The organism is Paenarthrobacter sp. YJN-5, assembly GCF_015040095.1.
GTDB lineage: Bacteria > Actinomycetota > Actinomycetes > Actinomycetales > Micrococcaceae > Arthrobacter > Arthrobacter ureafaciens.
On sequence record NZ_CP053544.1, the window covers coordinates 833,950 to 860,301 of the forward strand.

Consider the following 26,352-nt stretch of genomic DNA (forward strand, 5'->3'; position numbering starts at 1 on the left):
GTGACCCGATAGACAGTCGACCCCTTGACCGCGCGTGATGTAAGTCATAAAGTGTTTTCACTATTCAATAACTTGTTTCCACCTGACGGAAACAGTACGAAGTGGAGATCCACGATGCAGACGACTTCATCAGTCGGCGTCACTGGAGCTCCGGAAGAAGACGCGCATAAAGGTGGAGGACACCTTCCTTCCGTAGGAAATACGGAACTCTGCGCCATAGCTTCCGAAGCATCAGGCCGTACCATCAGCCCCAGCCTCTACAACATCGACCTCGCACCCACCAAGGTGGAGGGCCGTAAGTGGACCAGCTACAGCATCTTTACCCTCTGGGCCAACGACGTCCACAGCCTGGGTAACTACGCCTTCGCCATTGGCCTCTTCTCCTTGGGCCTTGGCGGCTGGCAAATCCTCGATGCGCTGGGAATCGGGGCAGTGCTGCTCTTTGCCCTGCTCAACTTCTCCGGCTTCATGGGGCAGAAAACCGGTGTTCCTTTCCCGGTCATGAGCCGTATCAGCTTTGGCATTCGGGGAGCCCAGCTCGCCAGCCTGGTCCGTGGCGCCGTCGCTGTCGCCTGGTTCGGCATCCAGACGTACCTCGCTTCAGTGGTCCTGCGCGTCCTGCTGGTAGCTGTGGCACCCGGGCTCAAGGACCTGGACAGCAATTCCATCCTCGGCCTCTCCACCCTGGGCTGGCTCTCCTTCGTTGCGCTGTGGATCGTCCAGCTGGTCATCGTGAGCTTTGGCATGGAAATGATCCGCAAGTACGAGGCCTTCGCCGGACCCATCATCCTGGTCACCATGGCCGCCATCGCCGTGTGGGTTTTCGTCGAGGCCGGCGGTGCCATCCAGTGGTCCGGCATCAAGGGCCTTGAAGGTACGGAGATGTGGCTGACCATCTTCGCCGGCGGTGCCCTCTGGGTGTCCATCTACGGCACGTTCGTCCTGAACTTCTGCGACTTCACCAGGTCTTCCACGTCCAAGAAGTCGATCGTCAAGGGCAACTTCTGGGGCATTCCCATCAACATGCTGGTCTTCGGCGCAATCGTCGTGGTCATGGCCGGCGGACAGTACAAGATCAACGGAACGGTGATCGAAAGCCCCTCGGACATCGTCCAGAGCATCCCGAACACGCTCCTCCTGGTCCTGGCTTGCCTTGCACTGCTGATCCTGACCATCGCAGTGAACCTGATGGCAAACTTCGTGGCTCCGGTCTACGCACTGACCAACTTGTTCCCGCGGCACCTGAACTTCCGCAAGGCGGCCTGGGTCAGCGGCACCATCGGCCTGGTCATCCTTCCGTGGAACCTGTACAACAACCCGATCGTCATCGTGTACTTCCTCGGTGGCCTTGGCGCCCTGCTCGGTCCGTTGTTCGGCGTCGTGATGGCCGACTACTGGCTGGTCCGCCGCGGCAAGGTCAACGTCCCCGAGCTTTACACCGAAGACCCGAAGGGTGCGTACTTCTACAAGCGCGGCGTCAACCCCCGGGCCATCATCGCCATGATCCCGGCCGCAGGGCTGGCCATCGCCATCGCTTTCATTCCGGGCCTGGCCGCGGCCGCGCCGTTCGCCTGGTTCATCGGAGCGGGCGTCGGAGCGCTGACGTACTTCGCCGTGGCTGACAAGAAACAGGCACACCTTGACGTCTCCGGCGAGCCGATCGCCGTCGCAAGCACCCACTAGAAGCAAAACCAAGGCGCTGCCCGTCCTCCCGGTACCGGACCACGGTCCCACCGGTCGCAGGGCGGGCGCTGCCCGTTGAGAGGAAAAACCAATGCGCATTCTTGTAGCGAACGTGAACACCACGCAGTCCATGACCGATTCCATCGCCGCCCAGGCCCGGGCCGCAGCCGCGCCGGGCACGGAGATCGTAGGGATCACCCCGCGGTTCGGCGCCGATTCCTGCGAGGGCAACTTCGAGAGCTACCTTGCCGCGATCGCCGTCATGGATGCCGTAGTCAACTACCCCGAGCCTTTCGATGCCGTGATCCAGGCAGGCTACGGTGAACACGGGCGCGAGGGCCTGCAGGAACTCCTCGATGTCCCCGTAGTGGACATCACCGAGGCAGCAGCCAGCACGGCCATGTTCCTCGGTCACAAATACTCGGTGGTCACAACCCTGGACAGGGCTGTTCCGCTGATTGAGGACCGCCTCAAACTGGCCGGCCTGGACGCCCGCTGTGCTTCCGTCCGTGCCAGCGGTATGGCGGTCCTGGAGTTGGAGGAGTATCCGGAGCGCGCCGTCGAGGCGATCGTAGGGCAGGCTGAAGAAGCCGTGGGCAAGGATCACGCCGAGGTGATCGTCCTGGGCTGCGGGGGAATGGCAGGCCTTGACGAGCAGATCCGCCAGCGCACCGGCGTTCCCGTGGTGGACGGGGTAGCCTCCGCCGTCACTATCGCCGAGTCCCTGGTCCGGTTGGGCCTGACCACTTCCAAGGTGCGCACCTTCGCCACGCCGCGTCCCAAGACTGTCATAGGCTGGCCCATAACCCAGGCAGCCCGGACTGCTGCACGCTAGGCGACCACCCGAAAGGTATCCATATGACTGACCCAAGCCTGCCCGCAGACCCGAGGGTCGCCGTCGTCACCGGGGCCGGTTCCGGCATTGGCCGCGCAGTTGCCCGGCTCATGCTGTCCGAGGGTTACCGGGTGGCGCTGGCAGGGCGGCGCGAGGCGCAGCTGCTGGAAACAGCGGACGGCCACCCGGACGCGCTGGCGGTCCCGTGCGACGTAACAGTGCCCGACGACGTTGCGCGCCTTTTCGAACAGGTGCGGCAACGCTGGGGACGGGTTGATGTGCTGTTCAACAATGCCGGCATCTTCGGGCCGGCAGGCGACGTGGGGGACATGGACATCGCGGAGTGGGAGGCCACGCTGCGGGTCAATGTGACCGGCTCCATGCTGTGTGCCGCCGAGGCCGTCCGGACCATGAAGGCACAGGAACCGCAGGGCGGCCGGATCATCAACAACGGATCCATCTCCGCGCATTCACCAAGGCCCAGGTCTGTTGCGTATACCGTCACCAAGCACGCAATGACCGGCCTGACCAAGAGCATCGAGCTGGATGGCCGCGGCTTTGGCATCACCTGTGGACAGATAGACATCGGCAACACCCGCACGGAGATCATGGACACCATTGGCGTAGGTTCCGGTGCCCTCCAAGCCGATGGGTCCCGCAAAGTCGAGCCGATGTTCCCCGTGGAAGATGCGGCCCGCGCCGTGCTGATGATGGCCAATATGCCGCCATCGGCCAGTGTGGGATCCGTGGTGGTGACCGCCGCCGGCATGCCGTTCATCGGCCGCGGCTAGGAGTTTCCGGCCCGGCGCCCAAGGTGCGCGTACCGCCCCGACCAACATTGAGCCCAAGAAGCCCCCGACAGCCGGAATTTCCGGCGTGTCGGGGGCTTCCCGCCGTCAAAGTGGGTCGTGGCCGCACGCCGCAATGGCATACCAAACCAGATGTGACTTCCGTATTATGGAAAATCAATTTCCCCTTGCGGAATGATGTGAGCAGGATTACATTGAAAACATCCCCCAAATGAGGGGCCTGTTCCCAAACTGATTGGTTCAGATCAATGAAGATCCCAGACTCTGCGGCGCTGAAGGCGAGTTCGGCTCCGCGGAAGAAGAAGCCCCTGTATAGGTCGCTCTTCTTCCAAATTCTGATCGCCGTCGTCGCAGGTGTACTCATCGGCCACTTTTGGCCGACCATCGGGTCCACCCTCCGGCCGTTGGGCGATGGTTTCATTCAACTCATCAAGATGATCATTGCCCCGCTGATTTTCCTCGTGATCGTCACGGGTATCTCAGCGGTCGGCGACGTCAAGGCGGTCGGAAGGGTCGGGGTCAAAGCACTCCTGTACTTCACCGGCGCCACGCTTTTCGCCCTCGTCTTCGGACTCATCGTAGGTAACATCGTCCAGCCGGGTGCCGGCCTGAACATCGATCCCGCGACGCTGTCCCAGGACGCCCTCAACGCCAAGACAGGCAACGCGCCGCCCAAGGACGCCGCAGCCTTCATCCTGGACGTCATCCCCACCAGCGTCATCGGCGCCTTCGCGAACAACAGCCTGCTCCAGGTCCTGTTCTTCTCCGTCTTCTTCGGTGCAGCCATCGTGGTGATCGGCCGGGAACGCTGCATGCCGGTCATCAGCCTCATGGAGACCGTCCTCGAACTGATCTTCAAGATCATGTCCTGGATCATGAAGGTCGCCCCCATTGGTGCCTTCGGCGCCATGGCGTTCATCATCGGCCAGTACGGCCTGGGCACCCTCAGCACCTACGCCCTCTTGATCGCAGCCTGCTACGGAGCGGCCATCGTCTTCATCGCGCTGCTGTTCCTCGTTGCATGGAGCTTCGCCCGGGTTCCGCTGTGGAGCTTCCTGAAGTACACCCGCGAAGAATTCCTGCTGGCACTCGGCACCGCCTCGACGGAGGCCGTCATGCCGCGCATCATGACCAAGCTGACCAACGCCGGCTGCTCCCGGGCCACCACCGGCCTGGTGGTTCCCACGGGTTACTCCTTCAACCTTGACGGCGCGGCGATCTACCTTTCCATCTCACTGCTGTTCCTGGCGCAGGCGTTCGGGCACAACCTGGACCTCGGCCAGCAGCTCGCGGCGCTCGGTGTGCTGCTGCTGACCTCCAAGGGCATGGCAGGGGTTCCGGGTTCATCGTTCCTGGCCCTCTCGGCAACCGCCGCAGCCCTGGGCATCTTCCCGGTTGCCGGCGTCGCACTCCTCCTCGGTGCGGACCGCCTCATGGACTCCATGCGCGTTGTCGTGAACCTGCTCGGCAACTGCGTGGCGACATTCGTGGTGGCCAAATGGGAAGGCCAATTCGACCGCAGCGTCATGCTCCGTGCTTTCAAGGGCGAGATCACCAACGAGGATTCGGCCATCATGCTCGGCAAGGAAGACGTCTACGAGGAGCAGGAACTGCAGCGGATCACCGGCGGCCAGAACCCGTCGCCCAAATTCCGTGGCGGTCCCACCCCTGACAACATTCCACAGTTCGAAATGAGCAAGAAGGGCCAGTCCGAAACCCCGGTCTGCCCCGACTGACTCCAAACAGTCGCGCTGATGCCCCCAAGACCCGGTCTTGGGGGCATCAGCTGTTTCCGCCCGCGATCGGGTTGGTACACCTAGAGCGGCAGGAGCGTTGAAAGGTCCGCGCGCAGGCCGGAAGCTGCTACACGCCCGGCGGCAACGGCCTCTCCCCACGTGATCAGTCCGGTCACCAGTTCAAGCCAGGTGGCGCCGTCGGTCTCGATGACGTTCGGGGGAGTGCCCCGCGTATGCCGCGGACCCTCCACGCACTGCGTCACGCCGAACGGCGGTACACGCACCTCCACTGAATTGCCCGGCGCGCGTGCGGTGACTTCCTCCAGCGAGTAGCGGACCGCCGTCGCAATGATGGAGCGCGACGGCGGGGTCCCGGCTTCGTCGCCGCCGGAACCTTCCCGGGGCCCGACGGCGGACTGCCAGGCTTCCAGCGCGGCGCGGCCCTCGTTGATGTCGACGCGGCGACGTGCAACTGCCATGAACTTCTCCTAAACCTACGTATCAGTCTCAGTCGAGCAACGCGGACACGGCATTGCCCAGCCGGATCCTGCCTACTTGCCGTCCCCCGCCGAGGACGGGTTCCACCACGCGCTCCAGCACGTTGGAGACCGCCGGGATGTCCACGGCGCCGCTCACGGCAAGGAGCGTCAGGCCTACCAGCGACGTGGCCCGAAGGTTCCCGTCCAGCACTTTGACGGCCACGGTCGCGCCGGTGTCCGTGGCGAGGACCAGCACCCCTTCCGCGCCGATCTTGGCCAGGACTCCCAGCTCTTCCATGACGGTGGTATTCGCTTCGCCCCGGCCTTGCACGGCCCACGGGTAGTCCAGCATGGACGTGGCGATGGTGGCGGCCCGGGCATTCGAAGCCGGGTTCCCGGGCGATTGGGCCAAGCGCGAGTAGGCCCGGGCCAAGCCGGTCAAGGAGATCGCCGCAACGGGTGCGCCACAGCCGTCGATGCCCAGATGCGCAATCCGCTGGTCGGCGTACTCCTCGATCACGGCGCGCACTTGCTGCTGCAGGGGGTGGTTCGGCTCGAGGTAGCTGCGGAGGTCCCAGCCGTTTTCCACGCACGCCCAGAGGAAAGCCGCGTGCTTGCCCGAGCAGTTGAAGGCGAGTTTCGACTGGCCCCGCTCGGTCCGGACCAGCCAGTTCCTTGCGGTCTCGTCCTGGGGCCAGGCTGCGGGGCACTGGAGCTGGTCTTCCTTTAGCCCGGCCGCTTTCAGCATGCGTTCAACCACGTCCATGTGATCGAGGGAGCCGTTGTGGCTGGCGCAGGCAAGGGCCACCTGTGCGCCGCGGAGCGGGACGCCGGACTGCATGGCGGCGAGGGCCTGGAACGGCTTGAGGGTTGAGCGGGCCATGACGGGGGCGTCAATGTCGCCGAGGCTCGTAACCACGTTCCCGTCCCCCGACAGGACCACCGCGGAACCGATGTGCCGGGACTCGATGAAGCCGCTGCGTTCGATCACTGCAAGTTCGACGGCGGACTCAACGGTGAACGTTTCATGGGAACTCAGTGGCATGAGCCCAGTCTAGGCGGCGTGGGGCGTGGGCAGCGGGTCATCCCTCCCGGGTCATGCACGCCGGGCCATCCTTGCCCGGGGGCTGACACACCTTAGGACTCGCACGCCTTCACAAAGTACCCTTGAAGACTGTGAAGGTACTCGTCATTGGCCCAGGCGGCCGCGAACACGCCATTGTCCGCTCCCTGCTTGAAGATCCCAACGTCTCCGAGGTCCACGCGGCGCCCGGAAACGCAGGCATCAGCAAACTGGTTCCCACCCACGCGATCGACGGGAACAGCCCGGAAGCCGTGTCCGCCCTTGCCACCAAGCTCGGCGTGGACCTGGTAGTGGTTGGTCCGGAAGCTCCCCTCGCTGCCGGTGTTTCCGACGCCGTCCGTGAGGCAGGCATTCCCGTTTTCGGTCCTGGCAAGGAAGCCGCCCAGCTTGAGGCATCCAAGGCTTTCGCGAAGCAGATCATGGCCGAGGCCGGCGTGCCGACCGCCATGGCCCGGGTTGCCGAGAACGCCGAAGAAGCCGCCGACGCGCTGGACACGTTCGGTGCTCCCTATGTTGTGAAAGACGACGGACTGGCTGCCGGCAAGGGCGTTGTTGTCACCCGTGACCGCGACGAAGCCCTGGCCCACGCGCAGGCCTGCTTCGACGCCGGCGGAACCGTGGTGATCGAGGAGTTCCTCGACGGCCCCGAGGTGTCCCTGTTTGTTCTTTGCGACGGCCGCAACACCGTCCCGTTGTCCCCGGCGCAGGACTTCAAGCGCATCTTCGACAACGACGAAGGCCCCAACACCGGCGGCATGGGTGCCTACACCCCGCTGGAGTGGGCTCCGGAAGGCCTCGTCCAGGAAGTCATCGACCGCGTCGCCCAACCCACCGTGGACGAGATGGCCCGCCGTGGCACGCCTTTCATCGGGGTCCTGTACTGCGGCCTCGCGTTGACCTCTCGCGGCACCCGCGTCATCGAGTTCAACGTCCGCTTCGGCGATCCTGAGACCCAGGCCGTCCTTGCCCGCCTCAAGACGCCGCTCGGTGCGCTGCTGCTGGCAGCTGCCAAGGGCGAACTGGACACGGCAGAAGAGCTGCGCTGGTCCAAGGACACGGCAGTCGCCGTCGTCGTGGCCGCTGAGAACTACCCGGACACGCCCCGCACGGGCGATCGCATCCGCGGCCTCAAGAAGGTTGACGAGCTGGACGGCGTCCACGTTATCCATGCCGGCACCAAGCTGGACGACGACGGCAAGGTGGTTTCGGCCGGCGGCCGCGTCCTGGCCGTTGTTGCGCTCGGTTCCGACCTGGTGGACGCGCGCGAAAAAGCGTACGACGGCGTGGAGCTGGTTCAGCTCGAAGGCGCACAGTTCCGTACGGATATTGCAGGCAAGGCCGCTCGCGGAGAAATCCACGTACCGTACGGCGCCACCGGAAGCATCCCGAAAGTGCAGGCCTGAGCCATGACTGAGTCCCTTCCCACCGGCGGCCTTGAGACGGAGGCCCTGCAGCTTCCCGGCTGGACGCACGTGTACTCCGGCAAGGTCCGCGACCTCTACGTTCCCGCCGATGAGTCCATTAACGAGAAGTTCGGGCAGGAGTGCGTCCTGGTGGTCGCCAGCGACCGGATCAGCGCCTACGACCATGTGCTGAGCAGCGAGATCCCGGACAAGGGCCGCGTGCTGACGCAATTGAGCCTGTGGTGGTTCGAGCAGCTGGGTGTTGAGCACCACGTGCTCGCTTCCACGGCTGAAGGCGGTGTTCCGGCGGAGGTTGAGGGCCGGGCCATGATCTGCAAGAAGCTGGACATGTTCCCTGTGGAGTGCATCGCCCGCGGGTATCTGACCGGCTCGGGGCTGGCCGAGTACAAGGAATCGGGCACGGTGTGCGACATTCCGCTCCCCGAGGGCCTGGTTGACGGGTCCCGCCTGAAGAAAGCGCTGTTCACGCCGTCGGCCAAGGCCGAGGTGGGCGAACACGACGAGAACATCACGTACGACGACGTTGTGGCCATGGTTGGCGACGACATCGCTGCACGCCTGAGCGAGCTCACCCTGAAGATCTACACCCGCGCCGAGGAGATCGCCCGGGAACGGGGCATCATCCTGGCAGACACCAAGGTGGAGTTCGGTGTCGATGCGAACACGGGCGTGATCACCCTGGGCGATGAGGTCCTGACGCCGGACTCGTCCCGATTCTGGGATGCGTCCACGTACGCACCGGGCAAGTCGCAGCCGTCCTATGACAAGCAGTACGTCCGTGACTGGCTGACCTCCGCGGAATCCGGGTGGGACAAGTCCTCGGACACCCCTCCGCCGGCACTGCCTGCCGAGGTTGTGGAGCGCACCCGCGCCCGCTACGTCGAAGCGTACGAGAAACTGACGGGCCGCACCTTCGCGTAACCCCGCCCCAACTGAGTAGCAGTAGAGCGCGTTTTGAACCCTCAAAACGCGCTCTACTGCTACTTAGATGGGTTTAGCTGGCCTCTGAGTGTTCCGGGTGTGTTGCGGCGGCGCGGCGTTCGGCCAAGCGGATTTCCAGGACCGCGTCCATGGCCTGCTGGACACGGTCTGAGGCACCCGCCGCGCTGAAGTCGTGCTGTGCTTCCTCCAGGAAGTGAAGCGCCTCGGCGGTTTCGCCCGCAGCCTTCAACGACTTGCCGAGCAGAAGCGAGACTTCGCCGGCAGTGTGCCGGGCCAGGACCTTGCGGTCCTCGTAAATCTCCCGCAGTTTGTCGACGGCGGCAGGAATGTCACCGGTCAGGTACAGCCAGCGCGCACGGATGAAAGCGACTTCGAGCTGGTCGGTCTTGTTGCCGCCCACAATGGACAGGGCCAACTCGGCCCGCTCGATGGCGGACAACGTCTCCGGCTCAACGATTCCGGAGGACAGCCGGACTGCGGCGGAGGCCTTGTTGAAGCGGGCCCACAGTTCGATGTCGTTGGCGGGGGAGAGGAGCTTGGCGGCCCGTTCGTGGTGCTTGATGCCCTCTGCGTAATCGTGGCGCATGAAGGCGACGTTGCCCACCACCCAGGCCACCTCGCCGGCGAGCTGGGACATGGAGTGCTCATCCATGTGATCGATCATCGCGAGGCAGTACTCCCACGCCTCGTCCAGTTTGCCGCTCTCGGCCAGAGCACCGATCAACGCCCGGTGGGCGCCAATGATCAGTGTGGATCCCTTGGGCAGCTCACTGGAGAGTTCAACGGCCTTTTTGGCATGCTCGACGGCGGTGGCCAGTTGGCCTTGACCGTGGCACACAGCAGCAAGCATCTGCCAGGCGCGCACTCCCAAGCCTGCGGACTCGGTGGCCATAGGGTGTTCCAGCAGGTGTTCGACAATCTGCTGGCATTCCTTCAGCAGGCCCTGCTTCATGACGCACTCGGCCTGCATGTAGGTCATGTTCCACCAAGCGCTGTTGTTCTTGGCTTCCAGCGCGATCTGCGCTGCCGTTGCTGCATGACTGGCGGCTAATTGGTAATCGCGGAGGTCCCAGGCCTGCCGGGCGTAAAGACCGGCCAGGACGTACTCGGCGTCACTGACTGAAACGGGCTGGCTCCAGGCCTCCAAGGCCTTAGGTGCCAATTCCAAGCGCCGGGCGAGTTCCTCGATGACCTCTTGGGTGGGCTCGCGCCGTCCGGTTTCAAGCAGGGAGATGTAGCTCGGGGAGTACAGGTTCTTACCCAGCTCGGCCTGGGTCAGACCGCGTTCCAGCCGTTCGGCACGTAGTTTCTCGCCGAATCCGTTTCCCACGGGTTCCTCCCTACGGTGTCTTTCGACCCAAACCTTGACAGTGTCTGTGGAAAACATTTTACAATGTATGTCAACAGGGACCGCGCAATTTCCGTAACGAATCCGACTCGCATTGGGGAACAATATGTTCAAGAAACTCGCCGCCTCGGTGGCACTGGCAGGCGCGCTTGCGTTCACGGTTGCGGCTCCCGCAGTCGTCTCCGCGGCTTCGACCGTTGAATCCGACACTTCGCTCAGTGCCATTGGCAACTGGCCTGATCCGATGCGCGCAAGCGTAGCGGCACCCACCAAGACAACGGAGACGACGTACACCACCTCGTCCATCGGCAACTGGCCGGATCCGATGTAATCAATCATTCGACTGGAACCCCGGAGCATCACGAGCAGCTCCGGGGTTTCTTTTTGCGTTTTATGCGTGGACAGCCCGGCGCCGCAACCGTGAGCCTCGTGCCTTGAGACAAGGCCCCGGCCCAAGGTCCCGGCCCAGGGGCCCGGGCCCAACTTAAAACAAAAATGGCGCCGATTTCTCGACGCCATTTTCGTTATTGGTCGGGATGACAGGATTTGAACCTGCGACCTCTTCGTCCCGAACGAAGCGCGCTACCAAGCTGCGCTACATCCCGATCCGCTGCGAAAGCAACTGTTAAAGAATAGCTGAATCGGTGCGGGATGCGAAATCGGGGGAGCGGTGTTGCTCGTCACAACAACACCCTGAGCCCCAACCCTTTGACGCTAAACCAGGGAATCCCGCCACGCCCCGTGCAGTCGGGCGAACCTGCCGCCGCCGGAGATCAATTCCGCGGGTGTCCCGTCTTCAACGATCCGTCCGTCGTGGACCACCAGCACCCGGTCGGCAGTCTCGACGGTGGAAAGACGGTGGGCAATGATGATCGCAGTCCGTCCCGCGCTGCCCCCGGATACTCCTTCCAGCAGGCTGGCCAATCCCTGCTGGACCATCCGCTCGGAAGGGATATCCAGGGAGGAGGTTGCCTCATCCAGGATCAGGACTGCCGGTGCCGCAAGGAAGGCCCGGGCGAAGCCTATGAGCTGGCGCTGCCCGGAGGATACGCGTCCGCCGCGCTTGTTCACATCGGTGTCGTAACCGTCTGGCAGGCCCATGATGAACTCGTGGGCTCCCACTGCTCTTGCCGCTGCTTCAATCTCGGCGCGGGACGCTTCCGGGCGTCCCAGGGCAATGTTGTCCGCCACCGAGCCACTGAAGAGGAAAGCTTCCTGGGTGACCATGACCACTGCCCGCCGAAGATCGGTGGTGGACAGATCGCGCAGATCGACGCCGTCCAGCGTGATGGACCCGGAAGAGATGTCATAGAAACGCGCTATGAGCTTGGCCAGCGTTGACTTGCCGGCGCCCGTCTGCCCCACCAGCGCCACTGTCTGTCCGGCAGGAATGTGCAGGTCAAGCCGTGGAACCACAACGCTGCCGTCGTTGTAGCCGAATTCCACGCTGTTGAAGTCGATCTCGCCGCGCGGCTGCTTCAACGCCACCGGGTTCTTGGGCGGGCGGACGGTGGGAACTTCCTCGAGCAGCCCGGACACCTTTTCCAGGGCAGCCTGCGCACTTTGGAAGGAGTTGTAGAACATTGCCATCTGGTCCACGGGCTGGAAGAAGCGCTTAGTGGACAGAATAAGGGCCAGCAGGACACCCACCGCCAGATCCCCGCTGAGAACCCGGAAGCCTCCGAACAACAGAACTACAGCGACGCAGACGTTGCCGATCAGCACCAATCCGGGCTGCAGGACACCGTTCAGGAAGATCGACCGGACCGTGACCTTGCGGTAGTCCTCGGCCACCTCGCCGTATTGTTCGGCGTTCTCACGCTCCTTGCGGAAAGCCTTGACCGCACGGATGCCGGTCATGGTCTCCACGAAGTGGACGATCAGCCGTGCCGACACGACGCGGGATTCCCGGAAGGCGATCTGGGAACGAATTTGGTACCAGCGGGCCAGGAAGAACATGGGTACGCCTGCAGCCAAAACGATCAGTCCGCTTCGCCAGTCCAATGCGAAGATGGTGACCGCGGTGAAGATCATGAAGAGCAGCCCGGATGCCAGTGAGCTGACGCCTGAGTCCAGGAGCTCGCGGAGTGCCTCAAGGTCCGAGGTCTGCCTGGCGATGATGCGTCCGGACGTGTATTTCTCGTGGAATTCGAGGCTCAGCCGCTGAGTGTGGCGGAACACCCGGACCCGGAGATCCAACAGCATCGCCTGGCTCAGGCGTGCCGTGGACGTGACGTACAGCGCCGTCATTCCGGCGGTGGCCACAGCCGCGGCAATATACAGAACGCCCACCAGAATCAGCGGACCGTTGTCACCGGACTGCAACGCGGGGAGTGCGTGGTCGATGCCAAAAGCGATGAGTGCCGGCCCCGCAACGCGGGTGAGCTGTGAAACCACAACCATCACGATCGTCAACCAAAAACGCAGCCGGACCGGACGTATCAGGGAGGCAAGCAAGGCGAGGGACCGCCGTCGTACGGCTTTGCTGTCCGCTTTGGAGAGAAGGGTGTTGTCCTCGTTGGCCGTTCCAAAAGTCGTGGCACTCACCGGCGGGACTCCTCTGCGTCCTCGAGATCGTGCAGTTCGCTGTCCAGGTCCTTGGGCCCGGTGTCCAGGCTCGCGATGACGTAGCGGTAGTGGGCGTTGTTGACCAGGAGTTCGGTATGGGTTCCGACGGCGGTGATGGTTCCGTTTTCGAGCAAGGCCACGCGGTCCGCCAACGCTACCGTTGACGGCCTGTGCGCAACGATGAGCGTCGTGGTGTCGTGGAGGACATCGCGGAGCCGCGCTTCCACGCGTTCCTCGGTGTTGACGTCCAAGGCGGACAGGGGGTCATCCAACACCAGGACCTTCGGCTTGGCTGCGATGGCGCGGGCCAGGGCGATCCTTTGCCGCTGGCCACCGGAGAGGCTCAGCCCTTCCTCTCCGATCAAGGTGTCCACGCCGTCCGGCAATGAATAGGCGAACTGTGCCTGGGCGACGTCAAGTGCTTCGTCGAGGGCTGCATCCGAGGGGTCGGGCGCGCCCAGCAGGACGTTGTCCCGGACGGAACTGGAGAAGAGCGTGGTGTCCTCGAATGCCACGGCCACAATCCTCCGGAGTTCTTGGAGGTCGAAGTCGCGCACGTCCACGCCGTCGATGGTCACAGCTCCTTCGGTCACGTCGTAGAGGCGCGGAACCAGCTGCAGCATGGCGCTCTTCCCGCTTCCCGTGATGCCCACGAGGGCCATGGTTTCGCCGGGGCGGATGTCCAGGGTGACGTCGTGTAGGAGGGTCCCGCCGTCGTCGAACCCGAAGCCTGCGTGCTCAAAGCCCAAGGCGCCCCTGACCACGGAAGGGGTGGCGGGCTGGTCCGGGGACGTAATGGTGTTGACCGTGTCCATGACCTCGAAGTGGCGGTCAAGCGCGGTCTTGGCGGTCAGCGCCATCGCCAGAAGCATGCCCGAGAATTCCACGGGAGTCGCCACGACCGCCGCGGTGGCGAAGAAGGCAACGAGCGCTCCAATGCTCAGTTGGCCTGAAGCAGCCAGCATGATGCCGACTACCAGTCCAACACCCAGGGCAAGTTCGGGCAGGAGGGTGACTACCAGCGTGAAGCCGGCCTGTTGCTTGGCTTTGGCGATCTCCGTCTGGCGAAGTTCCTCGGCCTGTCCATTGAAGTTCTCCAGCGCTTCCCGGCTGCGTCCGAACGCTTTCAGGACGCGGATGCCGTGGACGGACTCTTCCACTGTGGTGGCAAGGTCGCCGGCCTGGTCCTGGCTGAGCCGCGTGACCAGGCTGAAGCGGCGGCGGAAACGGAACGAGTTGACCATGATCGGGACGGCAGCCGCCAGGAAGATCAACGCCAACTGCCAGCTCATGGAGAACATGACGCCCACGCCAATGATCACCGTGAGCGTCGTGACCACCAGCATGATGGCGCCGAATGCCATCCAGCGGCGGAGGAAGCTGAGGTCCGTCATGGCCCGCGAGAGCAGCTGCCCCGACCCCCAGCGATCATGGAAGGCAACCGTGAGCTGCTGCAAGTGCCCGTACAGGGACACCCTCATCTTCGTCTCGACCGTGGTCGCAGGGTTGATCACGAACTGACGGCGCAGCGCCACCAGTCCCGCTTCGCCCACGCCGAGCGCAAGAATCACGACGGCGGCAGTCCAGACGGCGCCCGGGTCGCCGTCGGGTTCAAGCGAGTTATTGACCAGTACCCGGAGCACCTGCGGGATGGCCAGTGCCACGACACTGGCAAGCAAGGCACACAACAGGCCCATGAAAAGCCGGGGGAGGATAGGCCGCACATGGGGGTATAGCCGGCCGACGGAGGTAAAGAACGACGTTTGCTTGGACATGCCCGCTTCTCAACAGCTGGATCTTCAGGTGGTGCGGAGGTAGTTTCCCGTAGCAACAACCCTATGCCATGCCGTGATTCGTTTCACAGGATGGCGCGACGCCGTTGGAATGATGGTCCCAGTTATTGGGCTTTGTAATGCCGCAGCTGGTTCAGTTGCGGGCCGTAAGGGTCAGCAGGACCGCTTCCGGGCGGCACGCGATGCGGACCGGGGCGAAGCGGGAGGTTCCGATACCGCCGGAGACGTTCACCGGCGTCGTGAATCCATCGCTTTCCCAATCGTGGAGGCCTCGGGCGCGCCACGTGGGGAGGTCGCAATTGGACACGAGCGCACCGTAGCCCGGGATGCAGATCTGGCCGCCGTGAGTGTGCCCGGCGAGGATGAGGTCTGCCTCCGCTTCGGTGAAGCGGTCAAGGACGCGTTGGTACGGTGCGTGGATGACCCCAACCCTCAGACGGGGGCGGGCATCCTGGTTGACTGTGCCGCGGGGCCAGCCGGCGAAACGGTCACGCTTCAAGTGCGGATCATCAACACCGGAGAAGTCGAACCGCAGTCCGTCGATGACCACCGATTGGGCCCGGTTGGTCAGTTCGATCCACCCGCCCATGCCGAAGGCCGTGCGGAGCTTGGGCCAATCGAGCTTGATGGGATCCTGCTTGGGCTTGGACGGTCCACGGAAGTAGCCGGCAGGATTCTTCATGCGGGGCGCGTAGTAGTCGTTGGAACCCGGCACAAAGACGCCCGGGAACTCCATCAGTGGACGGAGCGCCTCCACCAAGGGATCAATTGCTTTCTTGTGGCTCAGGTTGTCACCGGTATTGACCACGAGGTCCGGTTTGAGGTCTGCCAAAGACCGCAGCCACTGCGCCTTCTTGGTTTGCCCGGGGACGAAATGAATGTCGCTCAGGTGCAGGACACGGAGTGGTCCAAAGCCCTCGGGGAGAATGGGCAGCGTCTCCCGCCTGAGCTCGAACTGGTCCTTTTCCCACCAGCCGTAGGCGGCAGCTGCTGCGCCGGCTGTTGCTCCGATTGCTGTAGTTACGGCGAAACCGCGCCCGATAACGCGGACGCGGTTTGCCAGGGAATCGCGGAAAGTCACTAGTTAGTCCTTGCCGGGGCCGTTGTTATTGCCGTTTCCACCGTTGTTGTTCCCGTTGTTGCCACTATTGCCGCTGTTCGACGGGGCCTGGCTGTTCTGGGTGTTGGGCGCCGGTGTGTTGTTGCGCTGCGGCGCTCCGCCACCCATGAGGTTCGACGGCGGTGCCGGGAACGGGTTGGTGCCATACGCAGGTGCCACCGCCAGCATGAAGTTGGTGAACTGCGGACCGGCGATCATGTAACCGTCAATGGACTGGTAGAACTTGCCGTTGACGGTGATGTTGCGGCCCGGGCGGAGCTGGTCACCCAAGGGATCGCCGAACCAAGAGGCCGTGGCCAGCCCCGTGGTGTAACCCACAACCCACGTGGAGCCGTTGGAGTCGTTGGTACCGGTCTTGGCGGCGACGGGGAAGTTGTTCTTCGTGCTGAGCGCCGGGCGGATCAAGGAACCGGAGCCGGCATTCAGTACTTCCTGCATCGCGTAAGCCACGCCGCGTGCAACTTCCGGCTTGACGGCATCCTTGCAGTTGGATGACTGCGCCGGAAGATCTGCTCCGGTCTGGTCCTTCACGGAGGTGATGGCGATTGGTTCGCAGTACTTGCCGTCAGCGGCGAATGTCGCAAAGGCACTTGCCATCGTCAGCGGTGCCGTCTGCGTCGCACCGATCAGGTTGGACAGCGTGGTCATGGTGACCTTGGGGTTCGGATCCGTGATCTTGCCGGTTTCCTTGTCCCGCGCGGGCAGACCGCCATGGATTCCCACAGCGTCAACAATCTTCTGAATCCCACAGAGGTCCACCTGTGCCGCCGACGCGAACGTGGCGGTGTTGATGGAGTTCATGAGGCCGTAGAGGACCGTCATGTTGCGGTAGTAGCCCTCATCGGAGTTCTGGAGATCGAACGTGCCGTTGGTGGCGTCATACCAGCCAACGGTCGGCGTTTCACAGGTGTTCTTCCACGGAAAGTTTTGTGGATACCGGCGCTGCGCTGCATTGACCGTCTGGTTCATGGACTTGCCTTCGTTCAACCACTGGGCGAACGTAAACGGCTTCATCGTCGAGCCGGGCTGGAAGCCACCGATGCCGTTCAGGTCGTTGCCCTTGGCGTCCATGACGTCCACGTTGAAGTTCTGGGTTTGATCGAACTTGCCCTCTTGCGGGAGCCACACTGTGTTCTGGGCCATGCTCACGATCTGGCCGGTGCCCGGCTGCACGGAGACGATCGACGCGCCCCACTTGTCCGGGTTGGCGCCGGCCGTACCGTCCACCTGCTGCTGTGCCACAGCCTGGGCCGTGGGGTCGAGGGTGGTCTGGATGGTGAGGCCGCCGCGCATGATGCGCTTCTCGCGATCGTCGGAAGTTTCGCCGTAGGCGGGGTTGTTCAAGAGAAGGTGCAGCACGTAGTCACAGAAGTACGGAGCCATGGTGGCGTAGGCGCAACCCTGGCGGGCCGGGGTGACCTTGGTGGTGACAGGAGTGGCCACGGCCTCGTCGTACTCTGCCTGGGTGATCTTGCCTTGGTTGACCATGGCCGCCAGCACCAGGTCGCGGCGCTTCTTGGAGTTGTCCGGGTTGCTGATCGGATCAAAGGCCGAGGGGCTGTTGACGAGGCCTGCAAGCAGGGCTGCCTGCGGCAGCGTCAGGTCCTTCGCGGTGGTGCTGAAGAAGAACTTGGAAGCGGCTTCGATGCCGTAAGCGTCACGGTTGAAGAAGACGATGTTGAGGTATCCCTCAAGGATCTGCGCCTTGGAGAACTTCTTCTCCAAGGCGATCGCGAGCTTCATTTCACGCAGCTTGTCCCCAACGCCCTTGTTGAGGCCGTTGAGCTTGACGTCTTCTTCCTTGCCGGAAGCCACCAGTGACTCGTTGATGACGTTGTTGACGTACTGCTGGGTGATGGTGGACGCACCCTGCTTGTTACCGCGGGCCGTGCTCACCAGCGCGCGCATGATGCCCGTGGTGTCGATGCCGCCGTGCTCATAAAAACGGCTGTCCTCGATCGCGATGACAGCGTCCTTGATGAAGGGGCTCATCTGGTCGAGGGGGACCTTCGTCCGGTTCTCCGCGTAGATCGACGCAATGGGCGATCCGTCCTTGGCCAGAATCGTGGTGTTCTGGCTCGGCGGGTCCACTTGGAGCTCCGCCGGAAGCGTGTCAAAGAACTGGATGGAACCACTGGCGGCACTGCCGGAGACGGCGGCGGCCGGGACCAAGAGGCCCGCGACCAAGACGCCACAAATTGCACTCACGCCAAGGAAACCTAGAATCTTTCCGAGGGTGGTGGCAGTGTCGAATATGGGGTTCTTGCGAGTCACCATGTTTTCCACTTTACCGGCAAGGGCTAGGCTTTCTGTCATGACCAAATGGGAGTACGCCACGATTCCGCTCATAATCCATGCCACGAAGCAGATCCTGGACCAATGGGGCGAGGACGGCTGGGAGCTTGTACAGGTCGTCGGTGGCCCCGATGGCAAAGGACTTGTCGCATACCTTAAAAGGGAGAAGCAGTAACAATGACTACCCCCGCAGAAGCCACCTCTGCCGCGGAATCGGGCGCTCCGACGTCCGCCGTCGAACAGCGCCTCGCGGAGCTCGGACTGACCCTTCCCGAGGTCGCCGCTCCGGTTGCTGCCTACGTTCCGGCCGTCGTGTCCGGCAGCTACGTCCACACCTCCGGCCAGCTGCCCTTTATTAACGGCAAACTCGAAGCTACGGGCAAGGTCTCCACAGGCGAACTCGGTACGTCCGATGAGCCCACCGTCGATCCCGAGGACGCCAAGCGCTACGCCGCCGTATGCGCGATTAATGCCCTCGCAGCAGTGAAGAGCGTCATCGGCGACCTCGACCGCGTCACCCGGATCGTCAAAGTTGTTGGCTTCGTCTCATCCGATCCCACGTTCACCGGCCAGCCCGGTGTCATCAACGGCGCTTCCGAACTCCTGGGCCAGGTATTCGGCGACGCCGGCATCCACGCCCGTTCCGCCGTCGGCGTTGCCGTATTGCCGCTTGACTCGCCGGTCGAGGTCGAGCTCATCGCTGAATTCAGCTAAGGAACCGGTTCACCCAAGTGCCGCAGCTTGCCCGTCGCCTGTTTGTCCTGCCTCCTGAACTCGAAGGAGCGGCAGAGAACTGGCTTCACCTTGGCGAGCGGACCCCCAGGGCCGCCCGCTACGCATCATCCGTTGTCCTCCTGCGTGATTCGCCCACCGGCTTGGAGACGTGGCTTGGTTACAGGCCCGGCTCCTCGCCGTTGGGCGTTCTCGCGTTCCCCGGCGGTTCGCTTGAACCCTCCGACGACGAACCCGTCGGTTGGTTGGGCCCGTCGCCCCAGCACTGGGCCGAGCAGATGGGAACGGACGACGTCGGACTCGCCCGCCGTCACGTGGTGGGCGCCATCCGGGAGCTCTTCGAGGAGACCGGCGTCCTCTTGGCCGGCCCTGACGCTGCCTCCACAGTGGAGTCGAACTCCACCGTGGAATGGATGAAGGCCCGCGAGGCCGTTGCCGCCCAGGAGAAGTCCTTCACAGAGGTCCTGGCCAAGCGCGGTCTGTCCGTGCGTACCGACCTCCTGAAGCCCCTGGTCAATTGGCTCAGCCCCGACTTCGCGCACTCACGCTTCAACACGCGCTATTTCGCGGCAACTGTTCCCGTCAACCAGCAGCCGGGCATCCTGGGCAGCAAGGGCGTATGGGGCCGATGGGTCAACGCTGCCGAGGCTATTGCCCTCAGGGACACCTCCGCTCTGGGTGATGAAGTGGCACAGGAAAACACCGTCGGCCACAAGCTCGGCGAGCTGCTGGTTCCCGGGTCTGAGATCATGCTCGAGAAAATGGCCCACGCCAACGGCTGCATCGCTTACCTGAGCTACAAGCGGAAGGCGCACGTCTACCAGCCCAGGCTCGTGGACGAGGGCGGCCAGCTCATGCTCGAGGTCGAAGCCGCAAGGACAGTCCCGGGCGAACCCCAGCGCGAACGCTGACCCTCTATCACTTCCCGCCGGTTTTCGGGCGTTCCTCTATCACTTCCCGCCCGTTTTGAGGCGTTCCTCTATCACTCACGAAAAAGGCCGCCCCGGTGATCACCGGAGCGGCCTCTTGCGAAGGGGGTTTAGCGGGAGCGCTGACGCAGACGCTGCATGTCGAGAATAACGACGGCGCGTGCTTCCAACCGCAGCCAACCGCGCTGGACGAATTCAGCCAGGGCCTTGTTGACAGTTTCGCGGGATGCGCCGACCAGCTGGGCCAGTTCTTCCTGCGTCAGTTCGTGGGCGACCAGCACGCCGTCGGTCGCAGGGCGGCCGAAGCGGTCGGCGAGGTCCAGGAGGGCCTTCGCTACGCGGCCGGGGACGTCGGAGAAGACGAGGTCAGAGAGGGAATCGTTGGTGCGGCGCAGGCGGCGGGCCAAGGCCTGCAGCAACTGGGCCGACACCTCAGGGCGGGTGCGGAGCAGTGCGTTGAGGCTCTCGTTCTTCAGGCCGGCGAGGCGGGTCTCCGAGACGGCGGTTGCCGTAGCGGTGCGGGGGCTCGGATCGAACAGGGCCATCTCGCCGAAGAGTTCACCGGGGCCGAGGATGGCCAGCAGCGACTCACGGCCGTCGGGGGAAGTGCGGCCGAGCTTTACCTTGCCGGACACAATGAAGTAGAGCTGGTCACCCTGGTCTCCTTCACGGAACACCGACGCCCCGCGGGAAAGATCCACCTCGGTGAGTTCGTCTGTCAGCAAGCGGAATGCATCGTCGTCAAGGGTGGCGAAGAGGGGTGCGCGGCGCAATACCTCGATGTCCATGAAGTCTCCTGAGAATAAAGTTTCGGTCGTGGCGCTTCAGCCATTGTTTCAGAATTTTTAGCGTTCTGTGACGTACTTGGCACGTGAAACGCTGAAATCACGCGGATTCCGTTGGCCGATCGCCATGTTTCAGGCCACAACTGAACCCGGACCGAGCCCGCTCCGTGACCGGGCTAACGGTTTACTGTCAGGGTCCCCCTCTAGAATTGGCGCTACCCGGCTATGAGGAGCACTTGGTGTTTGGCTTGACCATTTTGGACTTTGCATTGATTTTCATGCTCTTGTCCTACCTGATCTACGGCCTTCGCAATGGCTTCCTGGTGACCCTCGGCGGCATCGCGGGTTTCATTGTTGGTGCAATCGCGGCCTTCATCGCGGTCCCGCTGGTCAGCGGCTGGGTGAGTGACAGCGCGTGGAGGCTTACCGCCACAGTGGCTGCCGCCGTCGTACTTATTGCTTTGGGCCATGGACTCGGAACCATGATCGGGCGACGGGTCCGTCACGTGGTGCGGCTTAAGCCGCTGCACGCTGTGGACCGCCTGGTGGGCGGTGCGGTAAGCCTGGTGGTCGCCGCGCTGGTGATGTCCATGTTGGCCTTCAGCATCAGTTCCCTCGGTGTGCCCTTCGTCTCACAGCAGCTGGCGCAATCCAGGGTGATCCGGTACATCGATTCACTGACGCCAACGCCCGTCAAAGCCACCATGGCGCAACTGCGGTCCACGGTGATCGGCGATGGCATTCCCAAACTGATCGAGGGCTTCGGCTCCACCACACCGGTCAAAATCCCCAACGAGTCCACCGATACCCCTGCCCTCAACCAAGCTGCACAATCCGTGCTGAAGATCGCCGGCACAGCCTTCCAATGCGGCCAGAACCAGACGGGTTCCGGCTTCGTGGTGTCACCGGAGCGCGTGGTCACCAACGCGCACGTCGTTGCCGGCGTGTCGCAACCGGTGGTGGAAGTGCCCGACGGCGGTGCGCTGCCGGGACGGGTGGTCTACTTCGACCCCCAGCGGGACATTGCCGTGTTGGCTGTGGACGGACTCGCCGCTTCGCCGCTGCCGTTGAGCGGGGACCTGCCTGACGGCAGTCCCGCAGCGTTCGCCGGTTACCCGCACGGCGGGCCGTTCCAGTCCAAACCCGCCACTGTGGAAGGGATCTCGACGATCCTGGTTCCGGACATTTACGGCAGCAACCCCTCACCTGAGCTGGTCTATAAGCTGGCGGGCGACGTCCAGCCGGGCAACTCGGGCGGGCCTTTGCTCACGACGCAGGGGCAGGTGGCTGGCCTCATCTTTGCCAAAACAACAACCAATGCTGCCCTCGGTTTCGCGCTGACCATGCAGGATGTCCAACCGGTAGCGGCGCAGGCTCCCGGATTGAGCGCCCCGGTGGAGTCAGGCCAGTGCACGCGCAAGTAATAACCGCTGCCTGACCTTCCCCCACATTCGCGATGCTCCCCACATTCGCGATGCTCTCTCACATAATGAGCGTTTTTTGCCAACGCTCGTTCACCTAATGGCCCTGATTCCCAGACGCTCTATCACCCCTATAGATTGAGAGTCATGACTGAAGCCACTCCCGCCTCTGAATCCGGACGCGGCACCATTCTTGTTGTCAACGGCCCCAACTTGAACCTTTTGGGTACGCGTGAGCCCGAGAAATACGGGACCTCCACACTGGCGGACGTTGAACGACTGGCCTTGTCCGCTGCCGAATCGCACGGGTTCACGGTGGATTGCGTCCAGTCGAACCATGAAGGCGATCTCCTGGACGCAATCCACGCCGCCCGCGGAACGGCGGTTGGCATCGTGATCAATGCGGGGGCGTTCACTCACACGTCCGTGGCGCTTCGCGACGCCCTGGCAGCTGTCCAGCTCCCCGCCGTCGAGGTGCACATCACCAACGTCCACCAGCGGGAGGAATTCCGCCACCACTCATACCTGTCCGGTGTCTGCAACGCGATCATTGTTGGTGCCGGTGTGCTCGGGTACAAGTTGGCCGTCGACTATCTGGCCGACACGCTCTGACGGTTGGAATGTGATAGAGCGTCGGGCCTAACGCGTCGGGATGTGATAGAGCGTCGCGCCCAACGCGTTGGGATGTGATAGAGCGTCGGGCCCGACGCGTTGGGATGTGATAGAGCGTCGCGCCCAACGCGTTGGGATGTGATAGAGGATCACAGGGCGGTGATCCGGAGGAGCACCGCGTGCTCAGGGTGCAGGACGGGCATCGGCAGCCCTACTTCCCCGAGGAACCGCCCGGAAGCTTCCGTGCCGGAGGCGAGCCACTGCACCGGCTGGGCTTCGATGACCGTGTGGCTGTAATCGGGGTCTTCCGGCGTGGGGAACAGCAGCTCCACACGGTAGCCACGGTCCGCATCGAGCCCCGGGAGTGAAACGCGGCCCACCTGTTCGGCGAACGACGTCCGCGTCTTGACCACCGCAAACAGCGCCGCAGCGGCACCGGCCGGGACACCGCCGTCGTACTCCGACGCGACCACGCCGTGCACCATGAGGGACTCATCGTGGGAGTCGGCGCGCACCATTCGTCCACTGTGGATGAGGTCCCGGTGCGCCTTGTACAACGCGATGAACCGCTTGAGTTCCTCGCGCTGGGCTCCCGTGACCGAGCGGACGTCCCACTCCATGCCGAAATGGCCGAAGAATGCGGTGATCGCGCGGAAGGAAAGATCGTGAGTCCGGGCGGTGGTGTGCGACGTCGTGGGACCGATGTGGCTGCCGACCAGCTCCGGGGGGACCACCATGCCTGTCCAGCGCTGGATGGTTTGGCGCTCCAGGGCATCGTTGCAGTCCGACGCCCAGATCCGGTCTGTCCGCTCCAGGATCCCCAAGTCCACGCGGGCGCCGCCGGAGGAGCAGCTTTCAATCTCCACCTCCGGGTGCGCAGCACGCAAGGCGTCGAAGAGGCGGTATGCGGCGAGGGTCTGCTCATGGACCGAAGCGCGCCCGGCATGTCCGTGTTCCAGCAGGTCACGGTTTTGGTCCCATTTGAGGTAGCTGATGTCGTTCTCCCGCAGCAGGGCGTCGATCCGATCGTAGACGTACTGCCAGGCCTCCGGGTTGACGAGGTCCATGACGTGCTGGTGCCTCCACTCGAGCGGGAGCCGGCCGCCCTCCTTGTAGGACGCAACCGAGGGGCCAACAATCCACTCGGGATGGGCGCGCGCGACGTCCGAATCAAGGTTGACCATCTCCGGTTCCACCCACAGCCCGAACTCCATGCCGCGGGACGTCACCGCCTGGATGAGCGGTGTCAGCCCATTGGGCCACACGGTTTCATCCACGAACCAGTCGCCCAGCCCGGCATGGTCATCACGGCGGCCACGGAACCAGCCGTCGTCCAGCACAAAGCGTTCCACGCCCAAATCAGCGGCTGACTCCGCCAGTTCGAGCAGGGTGTCCAGGTTGTGGTCAAAGTAGACCGCTTCCCACGTGTTCAAGACCACCGGACGCGGTCCCGATACGTGGTGGGGCCGGGCCCGGAACCAGCTGTAGAAGGCTTCCGTGATGCCGTCGAGGCCACGGTCCGAGTAGGCGGCGAACAGGGCCGGGGACGCGTAGCTTTCGCCGGGTTGCAGCACCACTTCGGCGGCGCCCAGCAACTCGGAGCCGCCGATCATTGTGCGCCCGTCGGCCGCGCTGTCCGCAAATTGTTCGTGGTTGCCGCTCCACGCGAGATGCGTGGCCCAAACCTTGCCGTGCCGGTTGCCGAAGCCTGCCGTCCCGGCGGCGAACAGCAGGGACGAATCATGCCCGGTGCGCCCATGCCGTCCCGTTCTGACCCACGTTCCCTGCTGGAGGGGACGGCGCTGCGGGTGGCGCTCCCGGCACCAGCGTCCGGTCAGGTCCAAAAGTTCGACGGCGTCCGGCGCCACCGGGAGAACGGTTGCCAGTTCGTCCACCTGGAACGGCGTCGTTCCGTCGTTCCGCAGTTCGTGCCGCAGTTCCAGCAGCCCGCCCGGATGGAGGGTGAGGTTGCTGGTGACGGTGATCCCGGCGTCGGGATCTGACTGAAGAACGACGGCGGTACTGCCGTCCGTCGTCGCACTCACCACGCGGAGGCGCACCGAAAAATCAAAGCCTGGTACGCCGTCTATGACGCGGTGTCCCCTGAGGCCCGGGCGGCCCTGCCACGAGGACGAAGCCTGGGGGAGCAGCCCGGCCGGTACGTTCGCGTCAGCCGCGGATGGCGGAACGGGCTCGTTGAGGATGGAAAGGTCGGGGAGTGAGTCGCCGAGGTCGGCTCCCCAATGGGTAATCTCGGCCTCTCCGCGGTGCGTGCTGATGACCAGGCTGGTGCCGGCGGAACGGAGGTGGAGCGGGTGCATGCGTGTTTGTCGCTTTCAGATAAGGGGTGCGGAGCCCGTTGTGCGCGCCGTCCTGGGAGTCAAAGCGCGCATAACGGGCCCCGCGAAAGGGGCTTTACTTGAAGAGATCGTTGACCTGGTTGTTGGCTTCCGTGAGCGATGAAGCGGGCTTCTTGCCCGAAAGCACGGCGTCCATGGCGGGCTTCATGATGCCGTCAACCTTTGCTGCCTTGTCTGCAATCGGGAAGAGGAAGGTGGTGCCGTCCTTGACGTGAGTGGTGAAAGCGGACACGTCGATGCCCTTGTCGGCGAAGGCCTTGGCGGCGATCTCGGCGGAGCTGCTGATTGCCGGGAACACCACGGCCTTGCTCGCGACGACGTCCTGGCAGGCTGCTGAGCCGAGGTATTCAGCCCACTTGACGCTTGCTGCCGGGTTCTTGGTGCCGGCCCAGACGGAATCCGCCAAGCCGTTGAACATGGAAGCGCGCTGGCCGTTGGGGCCCTTGGGCGTAGGAGCAATGGCGGTCTCAATGCCCTTGTAGGTCTTGTACTGCCCGATCAGCCAGTCGCCGTTGGAGTTGATGGCGGCCTTTCCGGCGCCGAAGCTGTCCGGCATGCTCGCACCCACGGTGGTTTCCAGCTTGGGCATGTAACCCTTTTCCGTCAGCCCGGCCCACCAGGTGATGGTCTCCTGGAATCGGGGGTCGTCGTAGTTGAACTTGCTTCCCCAAGGGTTCTTGTCCGTAGCAGTCCATCCGGTGGTGGCGGTGAGGAAGCTCCATTCAGTCTGGCCTTGGCCTGCGCCGCTGCCGGTGAGTCCCAAGCCGTACGTGGCCACATTGTTCTTGTCGAAGCCGGGCTCGTCGCCGCGCTTGCCGTTCTTGTCCACCGTCAGCTTGGCAATGACTTTCTCGTAGCTGCCGCCGTCCTTGGGGTTCCAGTCAAGGTTGGCCATCTGTTCGGCGGAGATGCCTGCGGCGTCGGTCATTGCCTTGTTGTAGAACAGGCCCACCGTGTCCCAGTCTTTGGGAAGGCCGTAACGCTTGCCGTCCTGGCCAACCCACAGTTCCGGAAGCCCGGCGGTGTAGGCGTCCAGTTTGATGCCGTCCTTTTCCACCGCTTCGTCCAAGGGCAGCAACTGCTTCTTGGCCGCGAATTCCGGGTATTTGGAAAGGTGGTTGGTAAAGACGTCCGGTGCCGTTCCGGCTACAAAGCCGTTGGTCAACGTGGTCCAGTAGTCGTCCCACCCGCGCTGGGTGATCTTGACCTTGATATCCGGGTTGGCTTTGGTGAAGTCATCGGCGCACTGTTGGTAGGCGGGAAGCTGGTTGGCATCCCAAAGCCAGTAGTTGATTTCGCCGTTTGCCGCGGAGCCGGAATCGGAGCCACCGCAGGCGGACATCGTCAGGGCAAGGGCGGCGGCTGCAGCTGCGACGCCAAGGGGTTTCTTCATGACA

The 26,352-nt window shown here is 63.5% G+C and carries 22 protein-coding genes and 1 tRNA gene; 12 read left to right on the forward strand and 11 right to left on the reverse strand.

The window, feature by feature from the left end; all coding sequences use genetic code 11:
- Positions 1–114 precede the first annotated feature (114 nt).
- The 4 genes from HMI59_RS03945 (at position 115) to HMI59_RS03960 (ending at position 5,063) form a co-directional block, all read left to right on the forward strand.
- On the forward strand, positions 115–1,683 hold the full coding sequence (locus HMI59_RS03945) for an NCS1 family nucleobase:cation symporter-1 (protein WP_193592877.1): 1,569 nt from the start codon (positions 115–117) through the stop codon (positions 1,681–1,683).
- A gap of 91 nt (positions 1,684–1,774) precedes the next feature.
- Complete coding sequence (locus tag HMI59_RS03950) at positions 1,775–2,518, forward strand: aspartate/glutamate racemase family protein (RefSeq protein WP_166186447.1); 744 nt, start codon at positions 1,775–1,777, stop codon at positions 2,516–2,518.
- Positions 2,519–2,541: 23 nt separating this feature from the next.
- A complete protein-coding gene (locus HMI59_RS03955; RefSeq protein WP_166186446.1) occupies positions 2,542–3,309 on the forward strand; it encodes an SDR family oxidoreductase in 768 nt (255 codons plus the stop codon).
- A gap of 266 nt (positions 3,310–3,575) precedes the next feature.
- Positions 3,576–5,063, forward strand: coding sequence for a cation:dicarboxylate symporter family transporter (locus HMI59_RS03960; protein ID WP_166186445.1), 1,488 nt, complete (start codon positions 3,576–3,578; stop codon positions 5,061–5,063).
- Between the two features lie 80 nt (positions 5,064–5,143).
- Here HMI59_RS03960 and HMI59_RS03965 read toward each other — a convergent pair whose 3' ends face one another.
- Positions 5,144–5,542, reverse strand: coding sequence for a sterol carrier family protein (locus HMI59_RS03965; RefSeq protein WP_193592878.1), 399 nt, complete (start codon positions 5,540–5,542; stop codon positions 5,144–5,146).
- Between the two features lie 28 nt (positions 5,543–5,570).
- Complete coding sequence (locus HMI59_RS03970) at positions 5,571–6,587, reverse strand: asparaginase (protein ID WP_193592879.1); 1,017 nt, start codon at positions 6,585–6,587, stop codon at positions 5,571–5,573.
- Between the two features lie 131 nt (positions 6,588–6,718).
- Here HMI59_RS03970 and purD point away from each other — a divergent pair, with 131 nt between their 5' ends.
- Together purD and HMI59_RS03980 are read left to right on the forward strand one after the other, a co-directional pair.
- A complete protein-coding gene (gene purD, locus HMI59_RS03975; RefSeq protein WP_193593664.1) occupies positions 6,719–8,029 on the forward strand; it encodes a phosphoribosylamine--glycine ligase in 1,311 nt (436 codons plus the stop codon).
- Positions 8,030–8,032: 3 nt separating this feature from the next.
- On the forward strand, positions 8,033–8,971 hold the full coding sequence (locus HMI59_RS03980) for a phosphoribosylaminoimidazolesuccinocarboxamide synthase (RefSeq protein WP_193592880.1): 939 nt from the start codon (positions 8,033–8,035) through the stop codon (positions 8,969–8,971).
- 73 nt (positions 8,972–9,044) lie between these two features.
- Here the strand turns inward: HMI59_RS03980 and HMI59_RS03985 are convergent, their stop codons facing one another.
- Positions 9,045–10,322, reverse strand: coding sequence for a helix-turn-helix transcriptional regulator (locus tag HMI59_RS03985; RefSeq protein ID WP_193592881.1), 1,278 nt, complete (start codon positions 10,320–10,322; stop codon positions 9,045–9,047).
- A gap of 124 nt (positions 10,323–10,446) precedes the next feature.
- Here HMI59_RS03985 and HMI59_RS03990 point away from each other — a divergent pair, with 124 nt between their 5' ends.
- Positions 10,447–10,671, forward strand: a complete 225-nt coding sequence (locus HMI59_RS03990) for a hypothetical protein (RefSeq protein WP_021473780.1) — start codon at positions 10,447–10,449, stop codon at positions 10,669–10,671.
- Positions 10,672–10,868: 197 nt separating this feature from the next.
- Here HMI59_RS03990 and HMI59_RS03995 read toward each other — a convergent pair.
- The 5 genes from HMI59_RS03995 to HMI59_RS04015 form a co-directional block, all read right to left on the reverse strand.
- A tRNA-Pro gene (locus HMI59_RS03995) sits at positions 10,869–10,945 on the reverse strand.
- A 109-nt stretch (positions 10,946–11,054) separates the two neighbouring features.
- Entirely contained in the window at positions 11,055–12,887 is a 1,833-nt protein-coding gene (locus HMI59_RS04000) for an ABC transporter ATP-binding protein (RefSeq protein ID WP_193592882.1), read from the reverse strand.
- The gene (locus HMI59_RS04005; protein WP_193592883.1) at positions 12,884–14,683 is read right to left on the reverse strand and encodes an ABC transporter ATP-binding protein; all 1,800 of its coding nucleotides are present in this window, start codon (positions 14,681–14,683) and stop codon (positions 12,884–12,886) included. The genes HMI59_RS04000 and HMI59_RS04005 overlap by 4 nt, the downstream gene beginning before the upstream one ends.
- A 151-nt stretch (positions 14,684–14,834) precedes the next feature.
- Positions 14,835–15,782, reverse strand: coding sequence for a metallophosphoesterase (locus HMI59_RS04010; RefSeq protein WP_193592884.1), 948 nt, complete (start codon positions 15,780–15,782; stop codon positions 14,835–14,837).
- 3 nt (positions 15,783–15,785) lie between these two features.
- Complete coding sequence (locus HMI59_RS04015) at positions 15,786–18,098, reverse strand: transglycosylase domain-containing protein (RefSeq protein ID WP_193592885.1); 2,313 nt, start codon at positions 18,096–18,098, stop codon at positions 15,786–15,788.
- Positions 18,099–18,135: 37 nt separating this feature from the next.
- Here HMI59_RS04015 and HMI59_RS04020 point away from each other — a divergent pair, with 37 nt between their 5' ends.
- The 3 genes from HMI59_RS04020 to HMI59_RS04030 are packed head-to-tail and all read left to right on the forward strand — an operon-like array spanning position 18,136 to position 19,759.
- Positions 18,136–18,291, forward strand: coding sequence for a DUF4177 domain-containing protein (locus HMI59_RS04020; RefSeq protein WP_011775990.1), 156 nt, complete (start codon positions 18,136–18,138; stop codon positions 18,289–18,291).
- A gap of 2 nt (positions 18,292–18,293) precedes the next feature.
- The gene (locus HMI59_RS04025; RefSeq protein ID WP_193592886.1) at positions 18,294–18,830 is read left to right on the forward strand and encodes a RidA family protein; all 537 of its coding nucleotides are present in this window, start codon (positions 18,294–18,296) and stop codon (positions 18,828–18,830) included.
- Between the two features lie 17 nt (positions 18,831–18,847).
- Positions 18,848–19,759, forward strand: a complete 912-nt coding sequence (locus HMI59_RS04030) for an NUDIX hydrolase (protein WP_193592887.1) — start codon at positions 18,848–18,850, stop codon at positions 19,757–19,759.
- A gap of 128 nt (positions 19,760–19,887) precedes the next feature.
- Here the strand turns inward: HMI59_RS04030 and HMI59_RS04035 are convergent, their stop codons facing one another.
- The gene (locus tag HMI59_RS04035) at positions 19,888–20,565 is read right to left on the reverse strand and encodes a Crp/Fnr family transcriptional regulator (RefSeq protein WP_011775987.1); all 678 of its coding nucleotides are present in this window, start codon (positions 20,563–20,565) and stop codon (positions 19,888–19,890) included.
- A 236-nt stretch (positions 20,566–20,801) separates the two neighbouring features.
- Between HMI59_RS04035 and HMI59_RS04040 the strand changes: the two genes are divergently transcribed.
- Positions 20,802–21,986, forward strand: coding sequence for a MarP family serine protease (locus tag HMI59_RS04040; protein ID WP_166186436.1), 1,185 nt, complete (start codon positions 20,802–20,804; stop codon positions 21,984–21,986).
- Between the two features lie 144 nt (positions 21,987–22,130).
- Positions 22,131–22,595 (forward strand): type II 3-dehydroquinate dehydratase, encoded by a 465-nt coding sequence (aroQ, locus tag HMI59_RS04045; RefSeq protein ID WP_193592888.1) that lies wholly within the window; start codon positions 22,131–22,133, stop codon positions 22,593–22,595.
- 149 nt (positions 22,596–22,744) lie between these two features.
- Here the strand turns inward: aroQ and HMI59_RS04050 are convergent, their stop codons facing one another.
- Together HMI59_RS04050 and HMI59_RS04055 are read right to left on the reverse strand one after the other, a co-directional pair.
- Positions 22,745–24,916 (reverse strand): alpha-galactosidase, encoded by a 2,172-nt coding sequence (locus HMI59_RS04050; protein WP_193592889.1) that lies wholly within the window; start codon positions 24,914–24,916, stop codon positions 22,745–22,747.
- A gap of 94 nt (positions 24,917–25,010) precedes the next feature.
- Entirely contained in the window at positions 25,011–26,348 is a 1,338-nt protein-coding gene (locus tag HMI59_RS04055) for a sugar ABC transporter substrate-binding protein (protein ID WP_193592890.1), read from the reverse strand.
- Positions 26,349–26,352: the final 4 nt, after the last annotated feature.